At 68.5% G+C, this 25,206-nt stretch carries 19 protein-coding genes; 12 read left to right on the forward strand and 7 right to left on the reverse strand.

The features are described from left to right. Nucleotides 1-26: 26 nt before the first annotated feature. The 4 genes from H0X91_RS09875 to H0X91_RS09890 all read right to left on the reverse strand — a co-directional run bounded on the left by H0X91_RS09875 (nt 27) and on the right by H0X91_RS09890 (nt 5,235). Entirely contained in the window at nt 27-734 is a 708-nt protein-coding gene (locus H0X91_RS09875) for a DUF3142 domain-containing protein (RefSeq protein WP_059721776.1), read from the reverse strand. Between the two features lie 7 nt (nt 735-741). After that, nucleotides 742-2,910, reverse strand: coding sequence for a hypothetical protein (locus H0X91_RS09880; protein ID WP_062885699.1), 2,169 nt, complete (start codon nt 2,908-2,910; stop codon nt 742-744). A 119-nt stretch (nt 2,911-3,029) separates the two neighbouring features. Further along, the gene (locus tag H0X91_RS09885; protein ID WP_062885698.1) at nt 3,030-4,442 is read right to left on the reverse strand and encodes a hypothetical protein; all 1,413 of its coding nucleotides are present in this window, start codon (nt 4,440-4,442) and stop codon (nt 3,030-3,032) included. Nucleotides 4,443-4,473: 31 nt separating this feature from the next. Continuing rightward, on the reverse strand, nt 4,474-5,235 hold the full coding sequence (locus H0X91_RS09890; RefSeq protein WP_034203682.1) for a 2-keto-4-pentenoate hydratase: 762 nt from the start codon (nt 5,233-5,235) through the stop codon (nt 4,474-4,476). 296 nt (nt 5,236-5,531) lie between these two features. On the opposite strand from H0X91_RS09890, the gene H0X91_RS09895 reads away from it, so the two are divergent. Then, the gene (locus H0X91_RS09895) at nt 5,532-6,011 is read left to right on the forward strand and encodes a universal stress protein (protein ID WP_048986217.1); all 480 of its coding nucleotides are present in this window, start codon (nt 5,532-5,534) and stop codon (nt 6,009-6,011) included. A 13-nt stretch (nt 6,012-6,024) separates the two neighbouring features. Continuing rightward, entirely contained in the window at nt 6,025-6,216 is a 192-nt protein-coding gene (locus tag H0X91_RS09900; RefSeq protein ID WP_006498440.1) for a DUF2964 family protein, read from the forward strand. Nucleotides 6,217-6,299: 83 nt separating this feature from the next. Here H0X91_RS09900 and H0X91_RS09905 read toward each other — a convergent pair whose 3' ends face one another. Continuing rightward, nucleotides 6,300-7,478 carry a tetratricopeptide repeat protein gene (locus H0X91_RS09905; protein WP_059721782.1) on the reverse strand — a complete coding sequence of 393 codons (1,179 nt, stop codon included), beginning with the start codon at nt 7,476-7,478 and terminating at the stop codon, nt 6,300-6,302. 435 nt (nt 7,479-7,913) lie between these two features. Here H0X91_RS09905 and H0X91_RS09910 point away from each other — a divergent pair, with 435 nt between their 5' ends. The 9 genes from H0X91_RS09910 to H0X91_RS09950 all read left to right on the forward strand — a co-directional run bounded on the left by H0X91_RS09910 (nt 7,914) and on the right by H0X91_RS09950 (nt 19,944). After that, on the forward strand, nt 7,914-11,684 hold the full coding sequence (locus tag H0X91_RS09910; RefSeq protein ID WP_059721784.1) for a nitrate reductase subunit alpha: 3,771 nt from the start codon (nt 7,914-7,916) through the stop codon (nt 11,682-11,684). Beyond that, on the forward strand, nt 11,681-13,210 hold the full coding sequence (gene narH, locus H0X91_RS09915) for a nitrate reductase subunit beta (RefSeq protein WP_034203679.1): 1,530 nt from the start codon (nt 11,681-11,683) through the stop codon (nt 13,208-13,210). The genes H0X91_RS09910 and narH overlap by 4 nt, the downstream gene beginning before the upstream one ends. Next, nucleotides 13,207-13,911 (forward strand): nitrate reductase molybdenum cofactor assembly chaperone, encoded by a 705-nt coding sequence (gene narJ / locus H0X91_RS09920; RefSeq protein WP_060266503.1) that lies wholly within the window; start codon nt 13,207-13,209, stop codon nt 13,909-13,911. The genes narH and narJ overlap by 4 nt, the downstream gene beginning before the upstream one ends. Nucleotides 13,912-13,935: 24 nt before the next feature. Continuing rightward, on the forward strand, nt 13,936-14,619 hold the full coding sequence (narI, locus tag H0X91_RS09925; protein WP_058903707.1) for a respiratory nitrate reductase subunit gamma: 684 nt from the start codon (nt 13,936-13,938) through the stop codon (nt 14,617-14,619). Between the two features lie 9 nt (nt 14,620-14,628). After that, entirely contained in the window at nt 14,629-15,417 is a 789-nt protein-coding gene (locus H0X91_RS09930) for a peptidylprolyl isomerase (protein ID WP_062885697.1), read from the forward strand. A 15-nt stretch (nt 15,418-15,432) separates the two neighbouring features. Next, on the forward strand, nt 15,433-16,701 hold the full coding sequence (locus tag H0X91_RS09935; protein WP_196432994.1) for an MFS transporter: 1,269 nt from the start codon (nt 15,433-15,435) through the stop codon (nt 16,699-16,701). A gap of 128 nt (nt 16,702-16,829) precedes the next feature. Beyond that, nucleotides 16,830-18,566 carry a site-specific integrase gene (locus tag H0X91_RS09940; RefSeq protein ID WP_058903705.1) on the forward strand — a complete coding sequence of 579 codons (1,737 nt, stop codon included), beginning with the start codon at nt 16,830-16,832 and terminating at the stop codon, nt 18,564-18,566. A 56-nt stretch (nt 18,567-18,622) separates the two neighbouring features. Further along, nucleotides 18,623-18,946, forward strand: coding sequence for a TfoX/Sxy family protein (locus tag H0X91_RS09945; RefSeq protein WP_006498438.1), 324 nt, complete (start codon nt 18,623-18,625; stop codon nt 18,944-18,946). 86 nt (nt 18,947-19,032) lie between these two features. After that, the gene (locus H0X91_RS09950) at nt 19,033-19,944 is read left to right on the forward strand and encodes a hypothetical protein (protein WP_062885696.1); all 912 of its coding nucleotides are present in this window, start codon (nt 19,033-19,035) and stop codon (nt 19,942-19,944) included. Nucleotides 19,945-19,959: 15 nt separating this feature from the next. On the opposite strand, the gene H0X91_RS09955 is transcribed toward H0X91_RS09950, so the two are convergent. Then, nucleotides 19,960-22,134: a DUF4132 domain-containing protein gene (locus H0X91_RS09955; protein WP_062885695.1), complete on the reverse strand. Its 2,175-nt coding sequence runs from the start codon at nt 22,132-22,134 to the stop codon at nt 19,960-19,962. Nucleotides 22,135-22,699: 565 nt separating this feature from the next. On the opposite strand from H0X91_RS09955, the gene H0X91_RS09960 reads away from it, so the two are divergent. Further along, a complete protein-coding gene (locus H0X91_RS09960; protein ID WP_006498434.1) occupies nt 22,700-24,124 on the forward strand; it encodes an aminotransferase-like domain-containing protein in 1,425 nt (474 codons plus the stop codon). 57 nt (nt 24,125-24,181) lie between these two features. Here H0X91_RS09960 and gcvA read toward each other — a convergent pair whose 3' ends face one another. Beyond that, nucleotides 24,182-25,102 carry a transcriptional regulator GcvA gene (gene gcvA / locus H0X91_RS09965; protein ID WP_006498433.1) on the reverse strand — a complete coding sequence of 307 codons (921 nt, stop codon included), beginning with the start codon at nt 25,100-25,102 and terminating at the stop codon, nt 24,182-24,184. Between the last annotated feature and the right edge of the window lie 104 nt (nt 25,103-25,206).

A 25,206-nucleotide genomic window follows, 5' to 3' on the forward strand; every position in this document is an offset into this window, starting at 1 on the left:
GATCGACGCCGTCGCGTGTGCGGCCGCTAGCCGTTGCGCAGGAACACGACGTAACCGCGGAACCACGGATTCGTTGCGAGGTACGGCGGCGCGTCCCATTCGCCGCCCTGGATCACGCCGATGCGAAACGGCAGCTGCAGCCGCGCGACGCGCGGCAGGTAGGCCGCGTAGTCGGGAATCGTGCGGCTGCCCTGGTACGTCTGCACGACCACCTCGTCGACGATGCCCTTGAGCTGGTTGACCTGGTCGGTATCGATGCGGCTGCTCCAGTCGAGCAGCCCCGTGATGCTCAGCCGGCAATCGGCGGGCAGGGTGTCGCGCAGCGTGCGCAGGAACGCGAGGTAATCCTCGAGGTGGCGCGTGCCCGCATCGAAGTCGATCTGGATGCCGGCGATCGTGCGGCCCGACGCACGCCAGCGCGCGAGCTGCGCGAGCATGATCTGCGTGACGCGCGGCGTCCAGCGCAGCGTATGCGCACGATAGACGAGCCACACGCGCGCGTCGGGCGCGGGCGGCAGCGCGACGCCCTGCGCGATCACGCGCACCTGCGACTCGTCCCGCGGCGACGCTTCGATCTGCCCTTGCAGCACATAGACGGCGCGCGCGCCGTGCACGACCGCCTGCGGCTTCACGCCCGCCCACAGCCAGAACGCGTCGTACCGCGCGGCGTCGACGGTGCCGGCCAGCGCGACGCGCGCGGCCAGCAGCAGCGCGATGCCCGCGATGCGCTTCATGCGCCGCTTACCAGTAGTAGCGGAGCTTCTGCGCCCACGGGCTGCCCGGATAGGCGGTCTTCAGCGTGTCGAACCAGCGCTTGCGCGTGCTCTTCGACACTTCCTTGCCGCCGCATTCGTTCGCGCCGGCCGGCGCATAGCACTTGATCGCGCGGTAGAACGCGTACGCGCGATCGTTCGGGTTCGCCTGCGTATCGGCCATCACCGCCACGTAGCTCGACATCCGCTCGTACGGCTTGCCCGCGAACTGCGACGGCGCCGCACCGAGCGTCGGCGGCACGCGCGTGGCGGCCGTGCTCGACGCATTGCGGATCCACGGCGGCACCGGATCGCTTTCGATGCCGGCCGCGGGCGGATGCAGGCGCACGAAATCCGCGAGGCAGTTCAGCCCTTTCGGGTCGGCGGGATTCTGCTGCAGCGTCGCGGCGATGTCGCGCGCCGACAGGCACGTGTAGCCGTCTTCGTTTTTCGCGCCGGCTGCGATGAACGGCTTCAACGGATCGGCGGGCGTGCCGGACACCAGCGCGGTATCGGCGAGGAAGTCCGCGTAGTGCGAACGCGTGAGCTCCTTGTACAGCAGCGTGTACAGCGCGGTGTCGCGCAGCGCGCCGCCGGTCGCCTGGTTTTGCGCCTGCGCGCGCAGCAGGTCGGCATTGGCCGCGCGCTGCAGCAGCACCGCGCGGATCGCCGCGTTCTGCACGAGCGAATCGTCGGCAAACGCGTCGTTGACGAGCCCGGCCTGCTCCAGGTTGATCGCGAGCGCGAGTTCCAGCATTTCGCGCTGGAAGCGGAATTTCGCGAGCGGGATCAGGTCGCGCCACAGCTGGCGGGCCTTGTCGTTCTGGCCGCTGTCTTCCAGCGCGAACCCGCGCAGCGCCTGCTGGCTCAGGCCGAAGTAGTCGAGCGGCGCGGCGGGCGCTTGCGGCAGCAACTCGAGGGCGGCATCCGGCTTGTGCCCGATCTGGACGTACCAGGTCGCGAGCAGGTAGTCGTAGAGCGCGGGCGCGTTCGCGAAGCGCGGCTTCTGCGCCTGCAGCTCGTCCAGCGTCATCGGCTTGCGGCTCGCGTCGCTGCTGTCGGACGCGCGCATGCGCAGCAGGTCGACGGTGGCGAGCACGGTCGGCGACTGGATCTGGCTCGCGTCGAATTCCGATCCGAACAGCAGCTTGCTGTCGAGTTCGTTCGCCAACTGCATCAGCGGCACGTTCGACGTGGCCGGCGACCAGCGCGCGAGCGCGTGGCCGTACAGGTCGGCCTGCTGCGTGACGTTCCCGCCGAGCCACGCGACACGCCGCAGCAGCCCGGTCGCGGAAACCGCATAGCGCCCCTTCGGATACACCTTCAGGTAGGTCCGGAATACCGTGTTCGCCGCGTCGAGCGAGACCTTCGTCACGCGTGCGCGCGACGGCGTCGGGCCGTCGTTGTCGAATACGTTGGCCTGCGCGGCGTTCAGCTGCGCGCGGCCGGCCATGTAGAGGCCGGTTTCCTTCAGCCACGGGTCCGCGCTGTGCGATGCGTTCGCGAAGGCCCGCGTCGCGGTGAGGAAGTCGGCGCGGTAGAACGCGTTCGTGCCGTCGAGGTACGCGGCGAACTGCTGGCCGAGCGGCGACTTGACCGGCGGCTTCGTCCACGCGGCGCCCGCGCCGCCCGCGGTGCAGGTCTTCTGCGCGATGTCGGCGCGTGCCGCGCGCAGGCGGGCGGCTTCGTCCGCGGGCAGGCCGCCTGCGCCGCCCAACGCGTCGTCGAACGCTGCCGCGCCCGCGCTCATGCTGCGGCAGATGCTGCCTTCGCCGTCGGCGTACCGGCTCGACGACGCATCGGCATCCGCTGCGCCGCCGGCCTTGTCGGGCTCCTTCTGACCGATGTAGATCCAGCCGGAGAAATCCATCGGGAACGGCACGACGATCTGGTTGATCCGCTCTTTCGCGGGGATGGTCCTCGGGTCCGGAAACACCTGCGCGACCTTGGCGCTGTCGACCATCATCAGCATCGCGTTGATGCGCGTGTCGTTGGCGGGCGTCAGCATCGGTATGTTGCCGCACGAGTAGGAAGTCTGCCGGAGCGTGTTCGGTACGTAGCAGCCGTCGTCGCCGCTGGCGTGGGCGGCCGGCATCCAGAGCAGGCTGGCCGCCAGCGCGGCGAACAGGTTGCGGTGCAGCGTCGGGTTTCTTCGCATTTTTGTTGTGCTGGGTAGGGGGCCGCGACGGCCGGGTCTCTCAGGGGGGCGCTTTGCCCCGGCGCGTATCGTACCTCACGGCGCGCACACGCCCGTCGAGCGGCGGCCCTGCTCGCGCATCACGCGCACACGCTGCTGGCGATGCCGCCTTCGTCGATGTCTTCGATCGCGGCGCGCAAGTCGTCGATCGCCACCATCAATTCGCGGACCTGCCGCAACGACGGGTACTGATGCAGCACGGCCTGCCATTGCGGCAGGGTCAGCAGCGCATGCCAGATGACGCCGAGGCCATCCGGATCGGCATCCGGCTGCTGCGCGAGCGCACTCGCGTATTCGAGGCTCGCCTGCGCGGACAGCAACTGCATCCGGCTCGCGGCGCCCAGCAGACGCGGCGTCGCGTCCGCGGACGCGTCGCAGCAATACAGCACTTCGCGTGGCAGCGTCGTTTCGTCGGTCGTCAACGCGTGCAGCGATGCGCCGTGCACGTGCACCGTGCCCTGATGCGTCTCGAATGCATAGACCGTGTCGGGCGCTGCCTGCGCGAGCAGGGTCAGGCCGCGCAGCAGCCGCGGCAGGTCGGTCGTCGCGGCATCCGCGGAGGCCTTCGCTTCGACGAGGAAGCGCACGTTCCACGGGGACGCCGGGTCGCTGCCGCGCGCGCGTTCGAGCAGAATCGCGTCCCATTCGGTTTTCGCGCGGTCGTGCCGGCCCGGGATCGACGAAGGCACGCGCATCGACGTGACCACGCGGTAGGTGCGCTGCGCGTCCACCGCGTCGAGCCGGCGCGCCAGTGCGTCGAGCGCCTGCGCCGCCAGTTCTTCGACGGCGGCGCCGCGCTGCTGGGACGCGGCGCCCTGCGCGACGGCGACCGTGCTGCCGACGAGCGGACCCTGGCGGACCCACAGCGCGCGATATCGACGGACGTCCTCGTCCGCGGCCAGCGCGTCGAGCCGCAGCATGCGTTCGAGCGCGGGGCCGTCCTTGAGCTTCACGATGTCCTGCTCGAACGCCGCGTCGGTCGCCATCTCGGGCAGCGCGAGCAGTTGCGCGAGCGCGGCATGCAGTTCGGCCCACGATGCCGCGGTCGCGGCCGCATGCAGGCGCGCGAGGCCGTCGCGTTGCCAGGCCTGCGCGCTGCGTTCGAGCTTGGCCGGATGCGCGATCGCATTGACGGCGGAGTGGAGCGCGCGCCGGTCCTGCTCGGCGTGCGCGGACAACGACGCGTATTCGCGTACGTTCGGCGCATCGTGACGCAGCACCGACGCCTGAAACGACGGATCGCCGGATGACGGGTCCATCGCGTCGCGGATCATCCGCGCGAGCGCATCGATGAAGCGCTGCCGCAAGTCCGCGCCGGGCGCGTGGCCATCCGCCCGCACCCTGCGCGCTTCCTCGATCACGATCGCCAGCGCGGTGGCCGGGTTCGTCGCGTCGGTCAGCGACGACGCGCGTTCGAGCGGCGGCAGCCGGTAACGGCGCGCGACGGTGCGCAGGGTGGCGTCGAGCAGGGCGGGAAGCGGTGTCAGCGACATGGCGGGTTGGGCGTGAAAGAGACGTGACCCGTCACGCCGTCAACGTCACCGACAGGCTGCCGAGCTCGCCGAAGCGGACCGTCAGCGCGTCGCCGAGCGGCACCTCGATCGCACCCGCGTACGAACCCGTCGTCACGATCTGGCCGGCGCGCACCGCGTCGCCGCGCGACGCGAGGAAATTGACGAGCCACACCAGCGGCTTGAGCGGATCGCCGTCCGGATGGCGGCCGTCGATCGTGCGGTTCAGCGCGCCGTCGAACGACAGCGCCAGCGTCGCGAGCGGCACGTTCAGCCCGTCGGGCACGACCGGGCCGACGCACAGCCCCTGGTTGAATTGCCCGTCGGCCAGCAGCTCGAACTTCGACGCGCGCGTCGGCTCCGCATAGCGGCAGCCGAGCACTTCGAGCACGATGCGCACTTCGCGGATCGCGGCGCGCACGTCGCTTTCGTCGTACGGCTGCTCGCGCTCGGGCAGATCGCGATCGAGCACGAACGCGATTTCCGGTTCGATCCGCACGATCGGCCCGCCGACGACGCGGTACGGCGCATCGGCTTCGCGGATCGTCGACGCGAAGATCGGCGCGAGGATCACGCGATCGGGCGGCGGCAGTGCGCATTTCCAGCCGCCGACGGGTTCGCCGAGCAGGTCGGCGACGCGCTGCTGGATCGCGAGCGCGGTGTCGATGTCGTCGGGGCGCAGTGCATCGGGCAACAGCGGGCCGGGCGAGCCGGCATGGCGGGCGGCGACGAGATGCTGGGCGGCGCCGTCCACGCGTTCGATAGTCGTTGTCATGTCGGTTGAGCGAGTTGAAAGTGGGGCCGGCAAAAAAGGGCCGGACGAAAGTCGCATCGTCGATGATAGCGCCTTCGGCGCGATGGCCGCTCGAAAGCCCGTCGGCTCATGCGTTGCCGGTCCGGTTTCGGTTGGCCGAGAACGCAGGCTTCCCGCTTCCCGTCGTGCCGTTTTGTCGCATGCGTGATCGCCGCCGCGGCTTGACCACCGTCAACATCCGAACCTGCCGTCGGCCGATGATGGTGACATGGCCGCGCGCGACAGGGTGCGCGGCAGCTCACCCCAGCGAGGTTCGCATGTACGAGAAAATCATGGTGGCCGTCGACGGCAGCGCTTCGTCGAAACAGGCGCTTGCCGAAGCCGTGAAGGTGGCGCTGGCGGGCGATGCGCACGTCAGCGTCGTGTATGTGGTCGACAAGTCGGTGCTGTTCACGTACGCGGGCCGTGTCGATCCGCACGCGCTCGTCGAGGAAATCCGCGACGACGGGCGCAAGGTGCTGCGCGAAGCCGAACAGATCATCGCGTTGGCCGGCGCGAAGGGCGAAGGCGAACTCGTCGAGACCGAGAGCATCGGCGAGGACATCGCGGAACGCCTGCAACGCTACGTGAAGGAGCACGGGATCGACCTCGCAGTGGTCGGCACGCACGGGCGGCGCGGCATCCGGCGCGTGCTGCTCGGCAGCGTCGCCGAGCGTTTCGTGCGCGGCTCGAAGTGCCCGGTGCTGCTGATTCGCGGCGACGACGCCGGCGAGCCGGCCGCCGCGGCCGCGGCATGACGCGGCGCGCGCGATGATACGTCGCCAGTACCGCATCGTCGTCGCGGCGATCGCCGTGTTCGTGTCGCTCGCCGGGATGATGGCCGTCGTGACGGGCCTGCTGTTCGATGCCACGTCGGCGCTGCGCGGCGGCGCCATCGCGTTGATCGTCGGCGTGGCGGGCTTCGTCGTGATGCTGAACCCGGGGCCGAAAGGCGAGGAGTGACCGCCACGGGCGAAGGGGCGGCGCACGTCCGGCCATGGTTTGACGACGGCCCGCGGTAGCCGTTGCCTCGCCGGCGATGTCGCCTAGTCGCTCGTCGTCGCCGGCGCCTGCACGCCGTCCTGCACGATCTGAATCATCAGCCGCTTCAACGTTTCCGCCAGCGCGGTGTTGTTCGGCTGAAGCTTCCCTGCCTGCGCGAACGCATCGCGCGCTTCATCCTGGCGTCCCAGCTTCCACAGCACTTCGCCCTTGTGCGCCAACCCGGTCGCACGGGCTTCGCGTGCGTCGCTGTCGTCGTCCTTCGCGAAGATCGCGATCGAGCGGTCGAACCACACGAGCGCGTCGTCGTGGCGGCCGAGGCGATACAGCGCCCAGCCCTTGCTGTCGAGCGCATACGCATCGTTCGGCGCTTGCGCGAGATGCGCGTCGATCATCGCGAGCCCGCGCTCGACCGCGACGCCCGCATCGGCGAGCCGATAGCCGATGTCGTTCAGGCGGTCGTCGGGAATCCTGTCCAGGTCGAGCACGGCGGTCACGCGGCTCGCGTCGCGTTCGGCGATCGCGAGCGACAGCAGCTTCGCGACGATCTGCCGCCGCAAGCCATTGCTGATCCGCTCGCCGTTGGCGACCAGGGTGCCGAGGTACTGCGTATACAGGTCCGGTGCGCCGGGGGTGTTCGCGCTGTTCGCGATGGCCAGGCCCGGGCCCGCGCACCAGTCGATATCGGCCGAGCCGGCCAGCGTGCCGACGTAAAGATCGACGTTCCTCGGCGTGCGCGACTGCGCGTAGTAGGTGTAGCCGTTCGCATCCGAATACCCGCACGCCAGATATTCACTGTCGACGTCCAGTATGTACGGGACGTGGCCGAGCATCGCCTTGCCGCCCGGGTCGACCAGCCGGAACGATTCGCCCAGCTCGCCGTCGCCGACGACCGCGTTGAACACCCACTGCTTCTGAGGATGGCGTGTCGGCAGGCGGACCTTGGCCGTGCGCCCGGCCACATCCGTCGTGCCGAAAATCACGCTGTCGTGCTGATCCGGCTTGGCGGGCAGCCCCGCGATCACCTGGCCCGGCAGGAACAGCCGATAGCGCGCATTCGGCAGCGGCTGATGCGTGGCTGGATCGCGCAGCACGAACTGGTGAACGTAAGCCCCTTTGCCGAGCGACGCCGTCGGCGGGACATAGGTGCGGGCGTGGGCGGCCGGCAGCGCGGCGCAATTCAAGGTCGCGACGATGAGCGCGGCGAGAAGTCGGGGTGTCATGGAATTGCAGTTCTTTCTTGTAGGTCGTGGTTTTATCGTGCGACGGCCGGAAATGCACGGAACGACCCGCACCGTCCCAGAAAAACGACGGGCGACGGCGGGCGAATTCCAATCGATTGGGTCGAATCGTCCCGTGCAAATCAATGCGAATCCCGCGTGCGTCGGTGCATTGAAGCGCCGGGCGGGTGGTGCGGGAATGCAGTGCGCAGCATAGCAGGCTGCTGCGGCTCGATCCGATCCCCGGTGGGTTTCGTTGTTGCGGGTGGGTGAATGATTTCGTGATTTGTATCAAGTCGTGATATGTCCATCCGTCTGACAATGGGTTCGACACGGTGAGCAGGGCGAAACGATCGACATTCGGTCGTCCTTTGCAACCGGTATTTCACGTCCTTAAACAATCAGGGTCTGCCGAAAGACCGGAAAAACGAGATCCCCATGAGCCATTTCCTGGATAGATTGCGTTATTTCTCCACCACGAGGCCACGCTTTTCCGACGGCCATGGCGCCGTCACCGACGAAGACCGCAAATGGGAAGACGGTTACCGGATGCGCTGGCAACACGACAAGATCGTCCGCTCGACCCACGGCGTGAACTGCACGGGTTCGTGCTCGTGGAAGGTCTATGTGAAAGGCGGGATCGTCACCTGGGAAACCCAGCAGACCGACTACCCGCGCACGCGTCCCGACATGCCGAACCATGAGCCGCGCGGCTGCTCGCGCGGCGCGTCGTACTCGTGGTATCTGTACAGCGCGAACCGTCTCAAGCATCCGATGGTGCGCAGCGCGCTCGTGAAGCTGTGGCGCGAACGCCGCCGCACGCTCGGCCCCGTCGAAGCATGGCGATCGATCGTCGAGGACGACGATGCACGCCGCTCGTACCAGCGCCGGCGCGGGCTCGGCGGCTTCGTGCGTTCCAGCTGGAGCGAGGTCAACGAGATCGTTGCGGCCGCAAACGTGCACACGGTCGAGCGGCACGGCCCCGATCGCGTGGTCGGCTTCTCGCCGATCCCGGCGATGTCGATGGTGTCGTACGCGGCCGGCTCGCGCTACCTGTCGCTGATCGGCGGCGTGTGCCTGAGCTTCTACGACTGGTACTGCGACCTGCCGCCCGCGTCGCCGCAGACCTGGGGCGAGCAGACCGACGTGCCGGAATCGGCCGACTGGTACAACTCGACGTTCATCATGATGTGGGGCTCCAATGTCCCGCAGACGCGCACGCCCGACGCGCATTTCCTCGTCGAGGCGCGCTATCGCGGCACCAAGATCGTGTCGGTGTTCCCCGATTACTCGGAAGGCGCGAAGTTCGGCGACCTGTGGCTGCACCCGAAGCAGGGCACCGATGCGGCGCTGGCGCTCGCGATGGGGCATGTGATCCTGAAAGAATTTCATCTGGCAGGAAAGAGCGACTACTTCGCCGACTACTGCAAGCGCTACACCGACATGCCGTGCCTCGTGCGCCTCGTGCCGCACGGCGGCGGCTACGTGCCGGAGCGCCTCGTGCGCGCATCCGACTTCGACGACGCCCTCGACGAAGCCACGCATCCGGAGTGGAAGACCGTGATGATCGACGACGCGAACGGCGAATTCGTCGTGCCGGTTGGCTCGGTCGGCTTCCGCTGGGGCCAGCAGGACGACGCCGACAAGGGCAAGTGGAACCTGCGCGGCGAGACGTCGAAGGGCGCGGCGCTGTCGCCGCGGCTGTCGTGCACGGCCGCGCACGACGACGTGGTCGACGTGCTGTTCCCGTATTTCGGCAACCAGCCGCACGCGCACTTCAACGGGACGCAGCACGCGTCCGAGCTATCGCGCCGGATCGGCGTGCGGCGCATCGCGACACGCAACGGCGAGATGCTGGTCGCGACCGTCTACGACCTGTTCGTCGCGAACTACGGGCTGGACCAGGGGCTCGGCGGCCGCGACGTGGCCGCGAGCTACGACGACGACCTGCCGTACACGCCGGCCTGGCAGGAAGCGATCACCGGCGTGAAGCGCGCGGACGTGATCTCGGTCGCGCGGCAGTTCGCGGAGAACGCGCACAAGACGCAGGGCAAGTCGATGGTGATCATCGGCGCGGGGATCAACCACTGGTTCCACATGGACATGTCGTACCGCGCGATCATGAACATGCTGATCATGTGCGGCTGCATCGGCAAGCCGGGCGGTGGCTGGTCGCACTACGTGGGCCAGGAAAAGCTGCGGCCGCAGACGGGCTGGACCGCGTTGTCGGGCGCGCTCGACTGGAGCCGCCCGCCACGCCAGATGAATGCGACGTCGTTCTTCTACGCGCATACCGACCAGTGGCGCTACGACCCGATGGACCCGGCCACGCTGCTGTCGCCGCTCGCGGACAAGTCGCAATTCCACGGCGCGCCGATCGACTACAACGTGCGCGCGGAGCGGATGGGCTGGCTGCCGTCCGCGCCGCAGCTCGCGACGAACCCGCTGAAGGTCGGCGCGGCGCTTGCCGATCCCGCACACGCCGGCGCGGACGTCGCGCAGCAATTGAAGGCCGGCACGCTGAAGCTGGCGAGCGAGGATCCCGACGCGCCCGGCAATTTCCCGCGCAACCTGTTCGTGTGGCGCTCGAACCTGCTCGGCTCGTCGGGCAAGGGTCACGAGTATTTCCTGAAGCACCTGCTCGGCACGACCCACGGCGTGCAGGGCGAGGATCTCGGTGCGACCGGCGGCCGGCGCCCCGAGGAAGTGACTTGGCACGACGAAGCGCCGCGCGGCAAGCTCGACCTGCTCGTGACGCTCGACTTCCGGATGTCGACGACCTGCATGTATTCGGACGTCGTGCTCCCGACCGCGACCTGGTACGAGAAGGACGACATGAACACGTCCGACATGCACCCGTTCATCCATCCGCTGTCGGCGGCGGTTGACCCCGCATGGGAATCGAAGAGCGACTGGGAGATCTTCAAGGGGATCGCGAAGCGCTTCTCCGAGCTGTGCGACGGGCATCTGGGCGTCGAGCGCGACGTCGTGCTCGCGCCGATCGCGCACGATACGCCGGGCGAACTCGCGCAGCCGTTCGACGTGCAGGACTGGAAGCGCGGCGAATGCGAACCGGTGCCGGGCCGCACGATGCCGAACGTGACCGTCGTCGAGCGCGACTATCCGAATACGTATGCACGCTTCACGTCGCTCGGGCCGTTGATGGACATGCTCGGCAACGGCGGCAAGGGCATCGGCTGGAACACGCAGGACGAAGTGAAGCTGCTCGGCGAGCTCAACTACACGGTCGCCGACGGCGCCGCGCAAGGGCGTCCGCGCATCGACACGGCGCTCGATGCGGCCGAGGTGATCCTCGCGCTCGCGCCCGAGACCAACGGCGAAGTGGCGGTGAAGGCATGGCGTGCGCTGTCCGGCATCACCGGCATCGATCACACGCACCTGGCCGCCGCGCGCGCGGACGAGAAGATCCGCTTTCGCGACATTCAGGCGCAGCCGCGCAAGATCATCTCGTCGCCGACGTGGAGCGGGATCGAATCGGAGCATGTGTCGTACAACGCCGGCTACGTGAACGTGCACGAACTCGTGCCGTGGCGCACGATGACCGGCCGCCAGCAGCTCTATCAGGATCACGCGTGGATGCGCGCGTTCGGCGAATCGCTGTGTGCGTACAAGCCGCCGATCGATACGGGCAGCTACGAACACATGGTCGGCAAGCGCTCGAACGGCAACCCCGAGCGTGTACTGAATTTCCTGACGCCGCACCAGAAGTGGGGCATTCACAGCACGTACACCGATAACCTGTTGATGCTGACGCTGTCGCGCGGCGGCCCGATCGTGTGGATATCGGAGGACGACGCGAAAGCGATCGGCGTGGTCGATAACGACTGGATCGAGTGCTACAACTCGAACGGCGCGTTGTGCGCGCGGGCCGTCGTCAGCCAGCGGATTCCGTCCGGGATGGTGATGATGTATCACGCGCAGGAGAAGATCGTGAACGCGCCGGGCTCGGAGATCACCGGCACGCGCGGCGGCATCCACAACTCGGTCACGCGCATCGCGTTGAAGCCGACGCACATGATCGGCGGCTACGCGCAACTCGCGTACGGCTTCAACTACTACGGCACGGTCGGCTCGAATCGCGACGAGTTCCTGATCGTGCGCAAGATGAGCAAGATCGACTGGCTCGATGGCGAAGAGACCGCGGTCGACCCCACCACGCACGCAGTACGGGCCGGAGAAACGTCATGAAAATACGCGCACAGATCGCGATGGTGCTGAACCTCGACAAGTGCATCGGGTGCCATACCTGCTCGGTGACCTGCAAGAACGTATGGACGAGCCGCGAAGGGATGGAATACGCGTGGTTCAACAACGTCGAAACGAAGCCGGGCATCGGCTATCCGAAGGACTGGGAGAACCAGGACCGCTGGCGCGGCGGCTGGCAGCGGCGTGCCGACGGCAAGATCGAGCCGCGTCTGGGCAGCAAGTGGCGGCTGCTCGCGCAGATCTTCGCGAACCCGCATCTGCCCGAGATCGACGACTACTACGAGCCGTTCACGTTCGACTACGCGCATCTGCAGGAAGCCGGCAACACGCGTGCGATGCCGGTTGCCCGGCCGCGTTCCGTGATCAGCGGCCAGCGGCTCGAGAAGATCGAGTGGGGCCCGAACTGGGAGGAAATCCTCGGCGGCGAGTTCGAAAAGCGCGCGAAGGACACCAACTTCGAGAACGTGCAGAAGGACATCTACGGGCAGTTCGAGCACACCTTCATGATGTACCTGCCGCGCCTGTGCGAGCACTGCCTGAACCCGGCGTGCGTCGCGTCGTGCCCGTCGGGCTCGATCTACAAGCGCGAGGAAGACGGCATCGTGCTGATCGACCAGGACAAGTGCCGCGGCTGGCGCATGTGCGTGTCGGGCTGCCCGTACAAGAAGATCTACTACAACTGGCAGAGCGGCAAGGCCGAGAAGTGCATCTTCTGCTATCCGCGTATCGAGGCCGGCCAGCCGACCGTGTGCTCGGAAACCTGCGTGGGCCGCATCCGCTATCTCGGCGTGCTGCTGTACGACGCGGACCGGATCGGCGACGCGGCCGGCGCGGAGAACGAGAAGGACCTGTACGAGGCGCAACTGTCGCTGTTCCTCGACCCGGACGATCCGGCCGTGATCGCGCAGGCCGAGCGCGACGGCGTGCCGGCCGCGTGGATCGAGGCCGCGCGGCGTTCGCCGACCTACAAGATGGCGATCGACTGGAAGATCGCGTTCCCGCTGCATCCGGAATACCGGACGCTGCCGATGGTGTGGTACGTGCCGCCGCTGTCGCCGATCAACGCGGCGGCCAACAGCGGCGATCTCGGCATGAACGGTTACCTGCCGGACGTCGAATCGCTGCGCATTCCGCTGCGTTATCTCGCGAACCTGCTGACGGCCGGCGACGAGGCGCCCGTGAAGCTCGCGCTCGAACGGCTGCTCGCGATGCGCGCGTTCATGCGCGCGCGCCACGTGGACGGCGTCGACGCACGCGGCGTGCTCGACCAGGTTGGGCTGTCGCTCGCGCAGGTCGAGGAGATGTACCGCTATCTCGCGATCGCGAACCACGAGGATCGCTTCGTGATCCCGACCACGCACCGCGAATACGCGGAGAACGCGTACGACCTGCGCGCGTCGTGCGGCTTCTCGTTCGGCAACGGCTGCTCGGACGGCCGTTCCGGCGCGAGCCTGTTCGGCCCGAGGAAGGGCAACAAGACGATTCCGATTCACGAGGCTTCCCGATGACGAGCACCGCATCCGATCCGACCTATGCGGCGCTCGCCGCGCTGCTCGACTATCCCGACGAATCGCTGGTCGCCGCGCTCGATTCGATCGACACGCACCTGCGCGAGCGCTCGCGTTTGCCGAAAGCGGTGCGCGCGGGCCTCGACCGGTTTTTTGCGTACGTGCGCGAGCGCGATCTGCTGACGCTGCAGGAGAACTACGTCGGGCTGTTCGATCGCGGCCGCGCGACGTCGCTGTACCTGTTCGAGCACGTGCACGGCGAATCGCGCGACCGCGGGCAGGCGATGGTCGACCTGCTGCAGATGTACGAGCGGCACGGGCTGTTCCTGAACCCGGGCGAGCTGCCCGACTACCTGCCCGTGTTTCTCGAATACCTGTCGCGGCTGCCGGCACCCGATGCCTGCAAGCTGCTCGCCGAAACCGGCGAGATTCTGCGTGCGCTGGCCGGGCAGCTTTCGCAGCGCGGCAGCCACTACAGCTTCGTCGTCGGGGCGTTGCTGCCGATGGCCGGCCTCGCACCCGCCGACGCGCCGGAGGCGGCCGACGACGACGTGGCCGCCGAGCGGCCGAGCGCCGACGACTACCGCGCGCTCGACGCGTCGTATGCGGACGAGGCCGTGCGCTTCGTCGGCGCGGCAACACCGGCGCGCGCGGAGCAGACGGTGCGCTTCCATGACAAGCGGCCGGCCCGCGGCGCGTAAGCGCGGGCCCAACTGGGGAAAGACATGAACGCTTACCTGCATCAGTTCCTGTTCGGGATCTACCCGTACATCTGCCTCGCCGTACTGCTGGTCGGCAGCCTGATCCGCTTCGACCGCGAGCAGTACACGTGGAAAAGCGATTCGTCGCAGCTGCTGCGCCACGGCATGCTGCGGCTCGGCAGCAACCTGTTCCACTGGGGCGTGCTGGTCGTCGTGCTCGGGCACTTCGGCGGCTTCCTCGCGCCGCACTGGCTCGTGTCGCCGTTCCTGTCGGCATCCGGGCACCAGTTGGTCGCGATGGTGGCGGGCGGCGCGGCCGGCGTCGCGGCGATCATCGGGCTGACGATCCTGATCGGGCGCCGCCTCGGCGACCCGCGCGTCCGCGGGAACAGCCGCACGTCCGACATCGTGATCGTGCTGATGCTGTGGGTGCAGCTCGCGCTCGGGCTCGGCACGGTCGTGCTGTCGACGCGCCACATGGACGGCGTGATGTTCGAACAGCTGACCGACTACGTGAAGGGCGTCGTCACGTTCCGCCCGGACATCGCGAGCCTGCTCGTCGGCGTGCCGCTCACGTACCGGCTGCACATCCTGCTCGGCTTCACGATCTTCCTCGTGTCGCCGTTCACACGGATGGTGCACGTCTGGAGCGGGATCGCGTCGGTCGCGTACCTGATCCGTCCTTACCAGCTCGTGCGCAAGCGCTGAGGAGGCCGCATGAACGACGTTCTCTCCGAAGTCGCAACGGCGCCGCTGACGATCAACGGCGTCGGGATCGACGCCGCGGCGATCGCTGCCGAAGCCGAGCACCGCGGCGCCGCGCGCGATCCGCTCGATGCGGCGAGGCGTGCGCTTGCGGTACGCGAACTGCTGCGGCAGCGCGCGGTGGCGCTCGCGTTGCTCGACGAACGTGCGCCGCTCGACGATGCGGCCGTCGACGCATTGCTCGAACGCGAGCTCACGCACGTGCCCGATCCCGATCGCGCGGCGTGCGAGCGCTATTACGCGCGGCATCCGGTGCGCTTTCGGCGCAACGACGTCGTCCATGCGAGCCACGTGCTGTTCGCGATGACGGATCGCATGCCGCTCGCGCCGCTGCGGCAGCGCGCGGAACAGGCGCTCGCCGACGTGGTGGCCGCTCCCGATACGTTCGAAGCGGTCGCGCGCGCGTCGTCGAATTGCCCGTCGGCGGAAATGGGCGGCAGCCTCGGGCAACTGCTGCGCGGCGACACGGTGCCGGAACTCGAGGCGGCGCTGTTCGACACCGACGGCATCGGCGTGCTGCCGACACTCGTCAACACGCGCTTCGGCTTCCACATCGTGCGCATCGAGCGCCGCGTGCCGGGCGACGCGGTGCCGTTCGAAGCGGCCGCCGACCAGATTGCCGCATACCTGGCGGCGCGCGTGCGGCGGCAGGCGATGCGGCAGTACGTGGCGATTCTCGCGGGCGGCGCATGCGTCGAAGGCATCGAATTCGACGGTGCGAACGGGCCGCTGGTCCAATGAAACGGGGTTTTGCATATGGCAACTCAACAAGGTAATGCGGGGCCGGTCGTGAACGCGCCGGCCGTGCCGCTGCGTGCGTGGTCGGTGCTGGCCGCGAGCACGCTCGCGTTCATGGTGTGTTTCGTCGTGTGGATGATGTTCGGCGTGCTCGGCGTGCAGTTGCGCACCGATCTCGGACTGAACAGCACGGAGTTCGGGCTGCTCACGTCGACGCTGGTGCTGACCGGCGCGCTGATGCGCTTGCCGCTCGGCACGTGGACCGACCGCTTCGGCGGCCGCATCGTGATGACGGTGCTGCTGGTCGTGTGCGCGGTGCCCGTCTATGTGGTCAGCTACGCGACGCAGCTGTGGCAGTTCCTGCTGATCGAGCTGTTTCTCGGCTGCGTCGGTGCGTCGTTCGCGGTCGGCACGCCGTATGTCGCGCGCTTTTTCCCGCCGCAGCGGCGCGGGCTCGCAATGGGCGTGTTCGGCGCGGGCACATGCGGCGCGGCCGTCAACCTGTTCGTCACGCCGCTGCTGCTCGACGCGTACGGCTGGCGCGTCGTGCCGCGCATCTATGCGGTCGCGCTGCTCGTCACCGCGCTGATCTTCTGGTTCGCGTCGGCGCCCGATCCGGGGGCGGGCAAGCGCGGCGGGTCGATGCTCGATTCGTTCAAGGTGCTGCGCGACCCGCGCGTATGGCGGCTCTGCCAGTACTACTCGATCACGTTCGGCGGTTTCACCGCGCTGTCGCTGTGGATCCCGCAGTACCTGAAGAGCGAATACGGGATGTCGCTCGTGATGGCGTCCGCGTTCGCGGCCGGCTTCTCGCTGCCGGGCTCCGTGCTGCGCGCGCTCGGCGGCGCGCTGTCCGACCGCTTCGGCGCGCATGCGGTCACGTGGTGGGGGCTGTGGGTCGCGTGGATCGCGCTGTTCCTGCTGTCGTATCCGGCGACCGACTTCGTGATCCACACGATCGACGGCACCGCGACGCTGAACGTCGCGATGCCGGCGGCGGGCTTCGTCGCGCTGACTTTCGTGCTCGGCGCGGTGTTCGCGCTCGGGATGGCGTCGACCTTCAAGTACGTCGCCGACGACTTCGCGGACAACATGGGCGTCGTCACGGGCATCGTCGGGCTCGCGGGCGGGCTCGGCGGCTTCCTGCTGCCGATCCTGTTCGGCATGCTGCTCGACCTGCTGCGCGTGCGCACGACGTGCTTCATGTTCCTGTACGGGATCGTGTGGGTGTCGCTGATCCTGATCTACCTGTCGGAAGTGCGACGCACGCCCGTCGTCAAGGGCTGAGGTCGGTTCGACCGATCCGATGCGCTGGCGCGATGCCGGGAGGGGCCGGGGCGCGCTGGCGCAGTGTCCCGTCCGGGATGGCGCGCGCGACGTATCCGGCCGCGCACGCTTCTGTCAAACTGGCGCCCATGAAACCGCGCCTCACGTCACCGCTTTCCCCCGATTCCGCGCCTGCGCCCGCAGGCTTTCCCGATGCCGACGAACTGGCTGCCCTGCGTGCGTGGTACGCGGGCATGACCGTGCGCCAGGCCGTCGAGCGCTACCTGCCCGACCGGCTCGGCGACGGGCGGTCGGCGCGCGGCGTGATCGGCGCCATTCGCCGCCGCCTCGTGCGCGTCGCGCGGCAGGTGGGCCGCGCCGATCTCGCGGCACGGCTCGGCCATCCGGACGGTGAGCGTTTACGGGAGGCGAAAGCCGCAACCGACGCGATCGGCGTGCTGCGTCATGCGCGCGCGCCGGTCCCGCAGATCAGCGACAACGTCGGCCTGTGGCTGCCGACGCGCGCGGTCGTTGCATTGCGTGCGCACGGGATCGCGACGCTCGCCGACCTGACGGTGCGGATTCCGCGCCGGCGCCAGTGGTGGCGGGCGATCGCGGGCCTCGGCATGGCCAGCGCGCGGCGCGTCGAGGCGTTCTTCGCCGCGCATCCGGACCTGACCGAACGCGCGCGTGCGCTGATCGCCGCGACGCCGCGCGGCAGCATCGTGCCGTGGGAGCATCTGAAGCTGCCGCACGAAGTCGACGGCTCGGCCGGCACGTTCCGCGCGCCGCGCGCGACCAGCACGCTCGACGCGGACAACGATTACGCGGCCGTGCACGCGTGGCTGTCGCTGCACGAATCGGCCGCGACGCGGCGCGCGTACCGGAAGGAGGCCGAGCGGCTGATCCTGTGGGCGATCGTCGAACGCGGCCGCGCGCTGTCGTCGCTGACGACCGAGGACGCGCTCGCGTATCGCGCGTTCATCCGGCGGCCGACGCCGCACGAACGCTGGGTCGGGCCCGTGCGGCCGCGCGGCGCGCCCGACTGGCGGCCGTTCTCGGGCGCGCTGTCCGCGCGCTCGGCCGCGTACACGCTGTCGGTGCTCGGCGCGCTGTTCCGCTGGCTGATCGAACAGCGCTACCTGCTCGCGAATCCGTTCGCCGGCGTGAAGGTGCGCGACACGCGCGGCGCGACCGCACTCGATACGTCGCACGCGTTCACCGAAGGCGAGTGGCTGCTGGTCCGCACGATCGCCGACGGGCTCGAGTTCCAGACGCGCCCGCTCAAGGGCGCGCCGCAGTCGGGCTGGACGCCGGCCGCCGCGCAACGGCTGCGCTTCATTCTCGATTTCGGCTACGCGACGGGGCTGCGCGCGAGCGAACTGGTCGGCGCGACGCTCGGCGACATCGAGACGGACGCGCACGGCGACGCGTGGCTGAAGGTGATCGGCAAGGGCAGCAAGGCCGCCCGCGTCGCGCTGCCGCCGCTCGCGCGCACGGCGCTCGATCGCTATCTGGTCGCGCGCCGTCTGCCGGTCACGCCGGCGCGCTGGCGGCCCGATACGCCGCTGATTCCGAGCCTCGCGGAAGACGACGCGGCCGCGATCACGAGCGTGCGGCTGTGGAAGGTGATGCAGCGTTTCTTCGCGCAGACGGCCGAGCGCGTCGAGGCCGACCACCCGGCGCTCGCGCACAAGCTGCGCCAGGCAAGCCCGCACTGGATGCGGCATACGCATGCGACGCACGCGCTGGCGCGCGGCGCGGAGCTGACGACGGTGCGCGACAACCTGCGGCATGCGTCGATCTCGACGACGTCGATCTACCTGCATGGGGACGACGTGAAGCGGGCGCGGCAGATGTCGAGCGCGTTCGGTATCGACAAATGAGTTGAACGGCGCGGCGTCGACGCAGGTCAGACGATTTTTCGGTCCTGGAGATTCGGATGGCATCGAGCCAGAGCACGGTCGATTTCATCGTCGAGCAGATCGCGGCGGCCGGTACGGTCTCGGCGCGCAAGATGTTCGGCGAATACGGCATCTATTGCGACGGCAGGATGGTCGCGCTCGTCTGCGACGATCGGCTGTTCGTCAAGCCGACGCCTGAAGGCCGCGCGTATCTCGGCGTGTGCGACGAAGCCCCGCCGTATCCGAGCGCGAAGCCGCATCTCGTCATTGCTGGCGATCGCTGGGACGATCGCGAATGGCTGTCGACGCTGATCCGGATCACCGCCGCGCAAGTGCCGCTGCCGGTGAAGCGCAGCCGATGACGATCGCGCCGCCTGCCACGCCGCGCGGCCGGCAGGCGTATTCTGTGACACATGCGCGCGGCCACCGTGCGCCCGGGAGTATCAACATGGAGACATCCGCAGCTTCGCGCGGCACGCGCCGTGCCTGGCGCGCGCTCGTCGCAGCCCTGTGTGCAGGCTGGAGCGCGCTGTCGTTCGGCGCGGAGGGCGCGAACGGCGCGGCCGCGCTGCTCGACCGCTACCGCAGCCTCGGCGCACAACTGAAGGACAACGCGTTTCACCGGCCCGTGGTCCTCGAATCGTCGGAAGCGTCGTCGTCGCTGAAGGGCGACATCTACGCGGTCGTCGATTATCCGTTCGCGGTCGTGAACGGCCAGCTCAACGATCCCGCGCAAGGCCCCGCGAACTGGTGCGCGGTGCTGATCCTGCACCTGAACACCAAGTACTGTCACGCATCGAGCGGCGCCAACGGCCCGGTGCTCGACGTGAACCTCGGCCGCAAGATCCAGCAAAAGTTGCCGGATACCTATCGCGTGCAGTTCCGCTATCGCGTGGCGGCCGCGACGCCCGACTATTTCCAGGTCGACCTGACCGCCGACAGCGGCCCGATGGGCACGAAAGATTACCGGATCGCGCTCGAAGCCGTGCCGGTCGGCGCGTCGCGCACGTTCCTGCACCTCACGTATTCATACGGGTTCGGCACGGTCGGCCGGATGGCGATGAAGACCTACCTCGCGACGGTCGGCAGCGACAAGGTCGGGTTCACGACCGTCGGCGCCGCGTCGGCCGCGCAGCCGCAGTACATCGGCGGCGTGCGCGGGCTGCTGGAGCGCAACACGATGCGTTACTACCTCGCGATCGACACCTATCTCGCGACGCTCGACAAGCCGCTCGACCAGCGCCTCGCGCGCTGGTTCGACGCGACCGAGCAGTATCCGCAGCAACTGCACGAGGTGGAGCGCGGCGCGTATCTGCAGATGAAAGCGCAGGAGGTGCAGCGGCAGCAGACGGCGCGGTAGGCGCCTGCATCGCCGTCAATCGAGCAACCCCGCGACGACGTCGACGATCCGCTGCAGCAGCGCTTCGTCGTAAGGCAGCCACGGCACCGAGCGCAGCGGCGACGGCGGTGGCGCGATCGCCGGTTCGACCGGCTCGCCATCGCGCGTCACGCGGCCGGTCGCGCAATGCACCGACCATGCGCCGACGCGCACGTGGCGTTCGTCGATCGTGATCTTTCCTTGCGCAACCGGCTCGGCGAACACGAGCGACAGCACGTGTTTGCGATGCTGCGCCATCACGCCCAGCGGCAGATCGGACAACCGGTTCAGGCGCTGCCAGCGTTCGGCTTCGAGCTCACGCAGGCGGACCGGGTCCGCCGCGAGCGAAGCGGTCGCCGCACGTGTCGCATCGTCGTCGAGCGCGAACGCGGACACGCTGACGAGCAGGTCGACCGCGCGCGCCGCTTCCGAGAACACCACCCGATCGATCTCGCCGATCGGCAGCGGCAGCCAGCGGGCGCCGTGCCGGCGTTCGAAGTGCAGCCGGCGCGACGTACCGTGGCTTTCCGAACCCGGATAGAGGCGCGCATCGACGCGGAAGGTCGCGCGCACGTCGCCGAATTCGCGGACGAGCGCGTCGTCATAGGCACGGATCGACCAGCCTTCGCGGCGTGCGACGCCGAGCAGCGGCCGGCTCGACAGCACGTGGCCTTCGAACATCGCGGAATCGCTGGCCGACGCGTCGTCGTCGCTCGGCACGTAGTACTCGCGGAACGCCTGCCTGACCGGTTGCCGCAGCGACCGGCCGACGATCGCGCGCTGCCACGCGAGCCGCTCGTCCGCGTCGGCCAGCAACGGGTGCCATAGCCGGATCTCGCAGTCGTCGGCGATCTCGCATGCGCGGCCGGCCGCGTCGCGCAGTACGACCTTGCCCTTGGCGATATCGGGCGTGAACGATTGCGTCGAGCCGTCGCCACGGCGTGCCTGCCAGATCATCCGCGCCGAGAACGCGGCGCCGGCCGGCGCATCGACGAGCCGCTCGCGCCATTCGGCGTGGCCGAGCGTCAGCGGCTGCCAGAAGCCGGTCTCCATGCACGTGGCGAGCATCGCGAGGGACTTCTTGTCGGGCTGCGCGTCGAGCGTCATCCGCAGCGCGGTACGCGGCCGCTCGCCGAGTGCGCGTTCGGCCGGCTTCAGGTTGCGCGCGAGTTTCTTCTGCACGCCCGCGTGACGGACGACGGCCAGCGCGTCGCGCAGCGCGCGCACGCCCTCGGGCGTCGGGATCGTCTCGATCGCATGGCCGAGCGCGATGGCGAGCGATTGCGACGGCGCGGTTTTCGCGACCGTCGGCGCGACGCATACCCCCGTCAGCAGCGGCCCGATCAGCGGGCGCAGCCATGCTTCGTCGCGATAGGCGGCCACGCGCGCGGCGCGGGACAGCACTTGCGCGTCGTCGGTCGTGAACGCGCGATCGGCTTCGTATGGCACGGCGCCGGCATGCAGCGCGGCGACCTGTCGCGCCGCTTCGGTCAGCGCGTCGCGCGCGAACGCGACGTACGCGGCTTCTTCCGCGAGCGTCACGGCCGGATCGCTGAGGTCGAGCCACAGCCGCTTCGGCGCGAAATAGCCGTCGTTCGTCGCAGCCAGTGCGAGTAGCGCGGCCGCTCCGAGTTCGGGCAACACGTCGAGTTCGCGCACGCGAAACGGCGAATCGGCCAGCGCCTGCGCACAGGCTGCGCGCCGCGCCGAGAAGTCGCGGCGGCCCGCGAACCAGTCGAGCGCATACGCGGCATAGGCCGACGCCGCGCGCAATCCGCCTTCTTCCGGTTCGCTGGCGATCCGCGCGAGTTCGGCTTGCAGCGCGGGCGACGGCAGCGCGTCGAGGCACGGCAGATCCTCGAGCGCGCGTTTCCACCCGCCGGCCGGAATGGCGCGGAACAGTTCGAGCGCCGCATCGGCGTCGATGAGCGGCACGAGGCCGAGCGCATCGATCTGCCGGTGCACCGTGCGCGCGAATTCGGCGCGCGGGTCGCCGAACGCCTGGTCGCGCACGAGGATCTCGTGCTCGACGCGCCGCAGCGCCGGCCACACGGTGCCTAGCGCAGGCGCGTCGAGCGCCGACAGGTCGATCGGCTCGTCGATGGCGCCCGCGTGGGGGGCAGGGTCGGTCAGCCGCGCGACGAGTAGCGCTACGAGGGCGCGATCAGCCATGCGTACGTGCCCGGTCGGCCGCACCGTTCTGGCGCGATTTCTTCTGTGCCGGTCGCGCGACGCGTCTCGCGCCGCCGAGGCCGGCTACGGGTTCGATCGTGTGCTGCATGGTCTGGCTCTCATCGTGAAAAACCGTGCGGGCGCACAGTATTGCACCCCCATTGATCCGCGCGCGCGGAGGCCCGTGCGGCGGGCCTCCCGGGCCGATTCACCCGCGCCGTGCCAGCCGACCGACCGTCCGGCCATTTCATAAGACGTACAGTTTTCCCGCGATGCGCGATTCGCGCCGAACTGTACTCTTGTTCGCGTGCTCGATGTGTGTACTCGTCACCAACTGTTCTTCTCTTAAGATCCGATCATCAAGTGCACAGTGCCGCAGATCCAGTTGGTCCGGACCCCTGGCGGCGCATCTTCAAGAGAGAGCCAGTGCGATGGAAAAGGCAAAACCGGAGGGAAAGATCAGGAATCACGACGGCCCGGTCGGCGGGCGAAACACGTGCAACGCGTGCGTATCGGGCGCACACGGTGGGGCGACGGGGCGGCGTGCGCCGGCGGGAGACGCACGATGAAACTCTATGAAAAGCTCGCGGACGATATCGAGCGCCTGATCCGCCAGGGCGTGTACCGGCACGGCGACCGGATTCCGTCGGTGCGGCAGGCGAGCCAGCAGCACCGGATCAGCATCACGACGGTGCTGCATGCGTATCTGCTGCTGGAAAGCCGCGGGCTGCTGGAAAGCCGGCCGCAGTCGGGCTATTTCGTGAACCTGCGGCGCGACGACAGCCACGCGCCGGTGCGCGAGCTGCGGCCGTCGAAGCCGATCGCGATCTCGTCGTCGGTGGACGTGAGCCGGCTCGTGCTGTCGACGCTGCGCTCGATCGGCACGGACGACGCGGTGCCGCTCGGCTCGCCGTATCCGGACCCGAGCCTGTTTCCGTTCGAGAAGCTGAACCGCTACGCGTACGCGGCCGGCCGCGACAAGTCGCTGTGGGGCGTGACCGACGGGCTGCCGCCGGGCCATCCGAGGCTGATCCGGCAGATCGCGCGCCGCTACCTGGAAAACGGGATGTCGGTGGACCCGAACGAGATCATCGTGACGGTCGGCGCGACGGAGGCGATCAACCTGTGCCTGCAGGCGGTCGCGAAGCCGGGGGACACGATCGCGGTGGAATCGCCGACGTTCTACGCGATGCTGCACGCGATCGAACGGATGGGGATGAAGGCGATCGAGGTGGCCACGCATCCGGAATACGGGATCGACATCGCTGCGCTGGCCGCGATCGCGAAGTCGCAGCCGATCGCCGCGTGCATGGTGATGCCGAACTTCCAGAACCCGCTGGGTTTCCAGATGCCGGACGAGCGCAAGCGCGAACTGGTTGAGTTCGCAACCAAGTCAGGGATGCCGATCATCGAGAACGGTGTGTATAACGAACTGTATTTCGGCGATACGCATCCGAGTTCGCTGAAGTCCTACGACCGGACCGGGATCGTGCTGCATTGTTCGTCGTTCTCGAAGAGCCTGACGGCTGCATACCGGATCGGCTGGGCGCTACCGGGCCGCTATCGCGATCAGGTCGAGAAGCTGAAGTTCCTGAATACGCTCGCGACGCCGTCGTTGCCGCAACTGGCGATTGCGGAGTTTCTCGAACGCGACGGCTACGAGCATCACCTGCGGCGCTTGCGCAAGGCGTATGCGCAGCAGGCGAACCTGATGCGCGCGATGGTGTCGCGGTTCTTTCCGGAAGGCACGCGCATTTCGAGCCCGGCGGGCGGCTACGTGCTGTGGGTCGAGTTGCCCGCGCAGGTCGATGCGATGCGGCTGTACCAGCTCGCGCTGGAGCAGGGGATCACGATCGGGCCGGGCTACATGTTCTCGATCACCGACAACTACCGGAACTTCATCCGCCTGAACTACAGCAGCCCGTGGTCGCCGGAGATCGAGCAGGCGGTGATCACGGTCGGGAAGCTGGCCGCGGCGTGCATGCGGTGAACGGGCGGGTGACGTGGATCGCGGGCGGCGGGACCTGCCGCGTGCGATTCATGTCGTTCAAGCCCAGCCGGCCGCCGAAAACGACCGTGCGGCCGATCGCAGCCAACTGCAGAACGCATCGATTTGCGGCCGCGCGGCGGCCGCGCGCGTCGTCAACAGATGGTAGCTGTAGGGGCCTTGCACCGGCTTGCCCGGCGCAATGGCCAGCAGCCCTTGCCTGACCGCATCGGCGGCGAGGACGTCCGACGCCACGGCCACGCCCTGACCCGCGATCGCGGCATCGAGCGTCAGATAGGTATGCGAGAAGCTCGGCCCCTGTCGCAAACGCGCCGCGCTCGCGTGCCCGTCCTGCATCCGGCACCAGCGCACCCAGTCCACCTGCTCCGGAATGCGCGCCTCGTATTCGTCGTGCAGCAGGGTTGCACGCAACACGTCGTCCACGGTGCGCAGCGGCTTGCATAGCGACGGTTGGCCGACCGCGAGGAACGTTTCCGACATCAGCTTTTCCGCGACGAGCCCCGGATAGGGGCCCCCACCCAGGCGGATCGCCACGTCCACGCGCTCGCGGCTGAAGTCGACGGCGGGCACCGAAGCCAGCAGGCGCACCTCGATGTCGGGATGCAGCCGCCGGAACTCGCCCAGGCGCGGCATCAGCCAACGCGTGACGAACGACGGCATCGCGGTGACCGTTACTTCCGGCGAATCCGCGGCCTGCCGGATGTCGAGCGACGCGCGCTCGAGCTCGTCCATCAAGCGCTCGATTTCCAGGAAGTAGCGCCGCCCGATCTCCGTCAACTGGACCGACCGGGCGCCACGCATGAACAACGGCGTGCCCAGCCATTCCTCCAGCAGCCGCACCTGATGACCCACCGCACCGGACGTGACGCACAGCTCGTCACCTGCCCGGGCGAAGCCGCCATGGCGCGCGGCCGCCTCGAATGCGCGGACGGAGAGCAGCGGTGGAAGTTGTCGCGACATGACTGAATTGAATTGAGGCTCAGTGCGGAAACGTTTGATTTGTTGCGCGGGAAAGGCATGCCTAATCTACAAGCCTCCTGTCACGAGGCTCAGAAATAGTGAGC

Origin of the sequence: Burkholderia sp. 9777_1386 (assembly GCF_015712265.1) — a bacterium.
GTDB classification, from domain to species: Bacteria; Pseudomonadota; Gammaproteobacteria; order Burkholderiales; family Burkholderiaceae; genus Burkholderia; species Burkholderia cenocepacia.

Coding starts and splice junctions, on each gene's coding strand:
- H0X91_RS09895 (WP_048986217.1), top strand. CDS start 5,532: ATGTACGAGAAAATCATGGTGGCCGTCGACGGCAGCGCTTCGTCGAAA.
- H0X91_RS09905 (WP_059721782.1), bottom strand. CDS start 7,478: ATGACACCCCGACTTCTCGCCGCGCTCATCGTCGCGACCTTGAATTGC.
- H0X91_RS09900 (WP_006498440.1), top strand. CDS start 6,025: ATGATACGTCGCCAGTACCGCATCGTCGTCGCGGCGATCGCCGTGTTC.
- H0X91_RS09875 (WP_059721776.1), bottom strand. CDS start 734: ATGAAGCGCATCGCGGGCATCGCGCTGCTGCTGGCCGCGCGCGTCGCG.
- H0X91_RS09950 (WP_062885696.1), top strand. CDS start 19,033: ATGGAGACATCCGCAGCTTCGCGCGGCACGCGCCGTGCCTGGCGCGCG.
- narI (WP_058903707.1), top strand. CDS start 13,936: ATGAACGCTTACCTGCATCAGTTCCTGTTCGGGATCTACCCGTACATC.
- gcvA (WP_006498433.1), bottom strand. CDS start 25,102: ATGTCGCGACAACTTCCACCGCTGCTCTCCGTCCGCGCATTCGAGGCG.
- H0X91_RS09930 (WP_062885697.1), top strand. CDS start 14,629: ATGAACGACGTTCTCTCCGAAGTCGCAACGGCGCCGCTGACGATCAAC.
- H0X91_RS09880 (WP_062885699.1), bottom strand. CDS start 2,910: ATGCGAAGAAACCCGACGCTGCACCGCAACCTGTTCGCCGCGCTGGCG.
- H0X91_RS09885 (WP_062885698.1), bottom strand. CDS start 4,442: ATGTCGCTGACACCGCTTCCCGCCCTGCTCGACGCCACCCTGCGCACC.
- H0X91_RS09945 (WP_006498438.1), top strand. CDS start 18,623: ATGGCATCGAGCCAGAGCACGGTCGATTTCATCGTCGAGCAGATCGCG.
- narJ (WP_060266503.1), top strand. CDS start 13,207: ATGACGAGCACCGCATCCGATCCGACCTATGCGGCGCTCGCCGCGCTG.
- narH (WP_034203679.1), top strand. CDS start 11,681: ATGAAAATACGCGCACAGATCGCGATGGTGCTGAACCTCGACAAGTGC.
- H0X91_RS09935 (WP_196432994.1), top strand. CDS start 15,433: ATGGCAACTCAACAAGGTAATGCGGGGCCGGTCGTGAACGCGCCGGCC.
- H0X91_RS09960 (WP_006498434.1), top strand. CDS start 22,700: ATGAAACTCTATGAAAAGCTCGCGGACGATATCGAGCGCCTGATCCGC.
- H0X91_RS09910 (WP_059721784.1), top strand. CDS start 7,914: ATGAGCCATTTCCTGGATAGATTGCGTTATTTCTCCACCACGAGGCCA.
- H0X91_RS09940 (WP_058903705.1), top strand. CDS start 16,830: ATGAAACCGCGCCTCACGTCACCGCTTTCCCCCGATTCCGCGCCTGCG.
- H0X91_RS09955 (WP_062885695.1), bottom strand. CDS start 22,134: ATGGCTGATCGCGCCCTCGTAGCGCTACTCGTCGCGCGGCTGACCGAC.
- H0X91_RS09890 (WP_034203682.1), bottom strand. CDS start 5,235: ATGACAACGACTATCGAACGCGTGGACGGCGCCGCCCAGCATCTCGTC.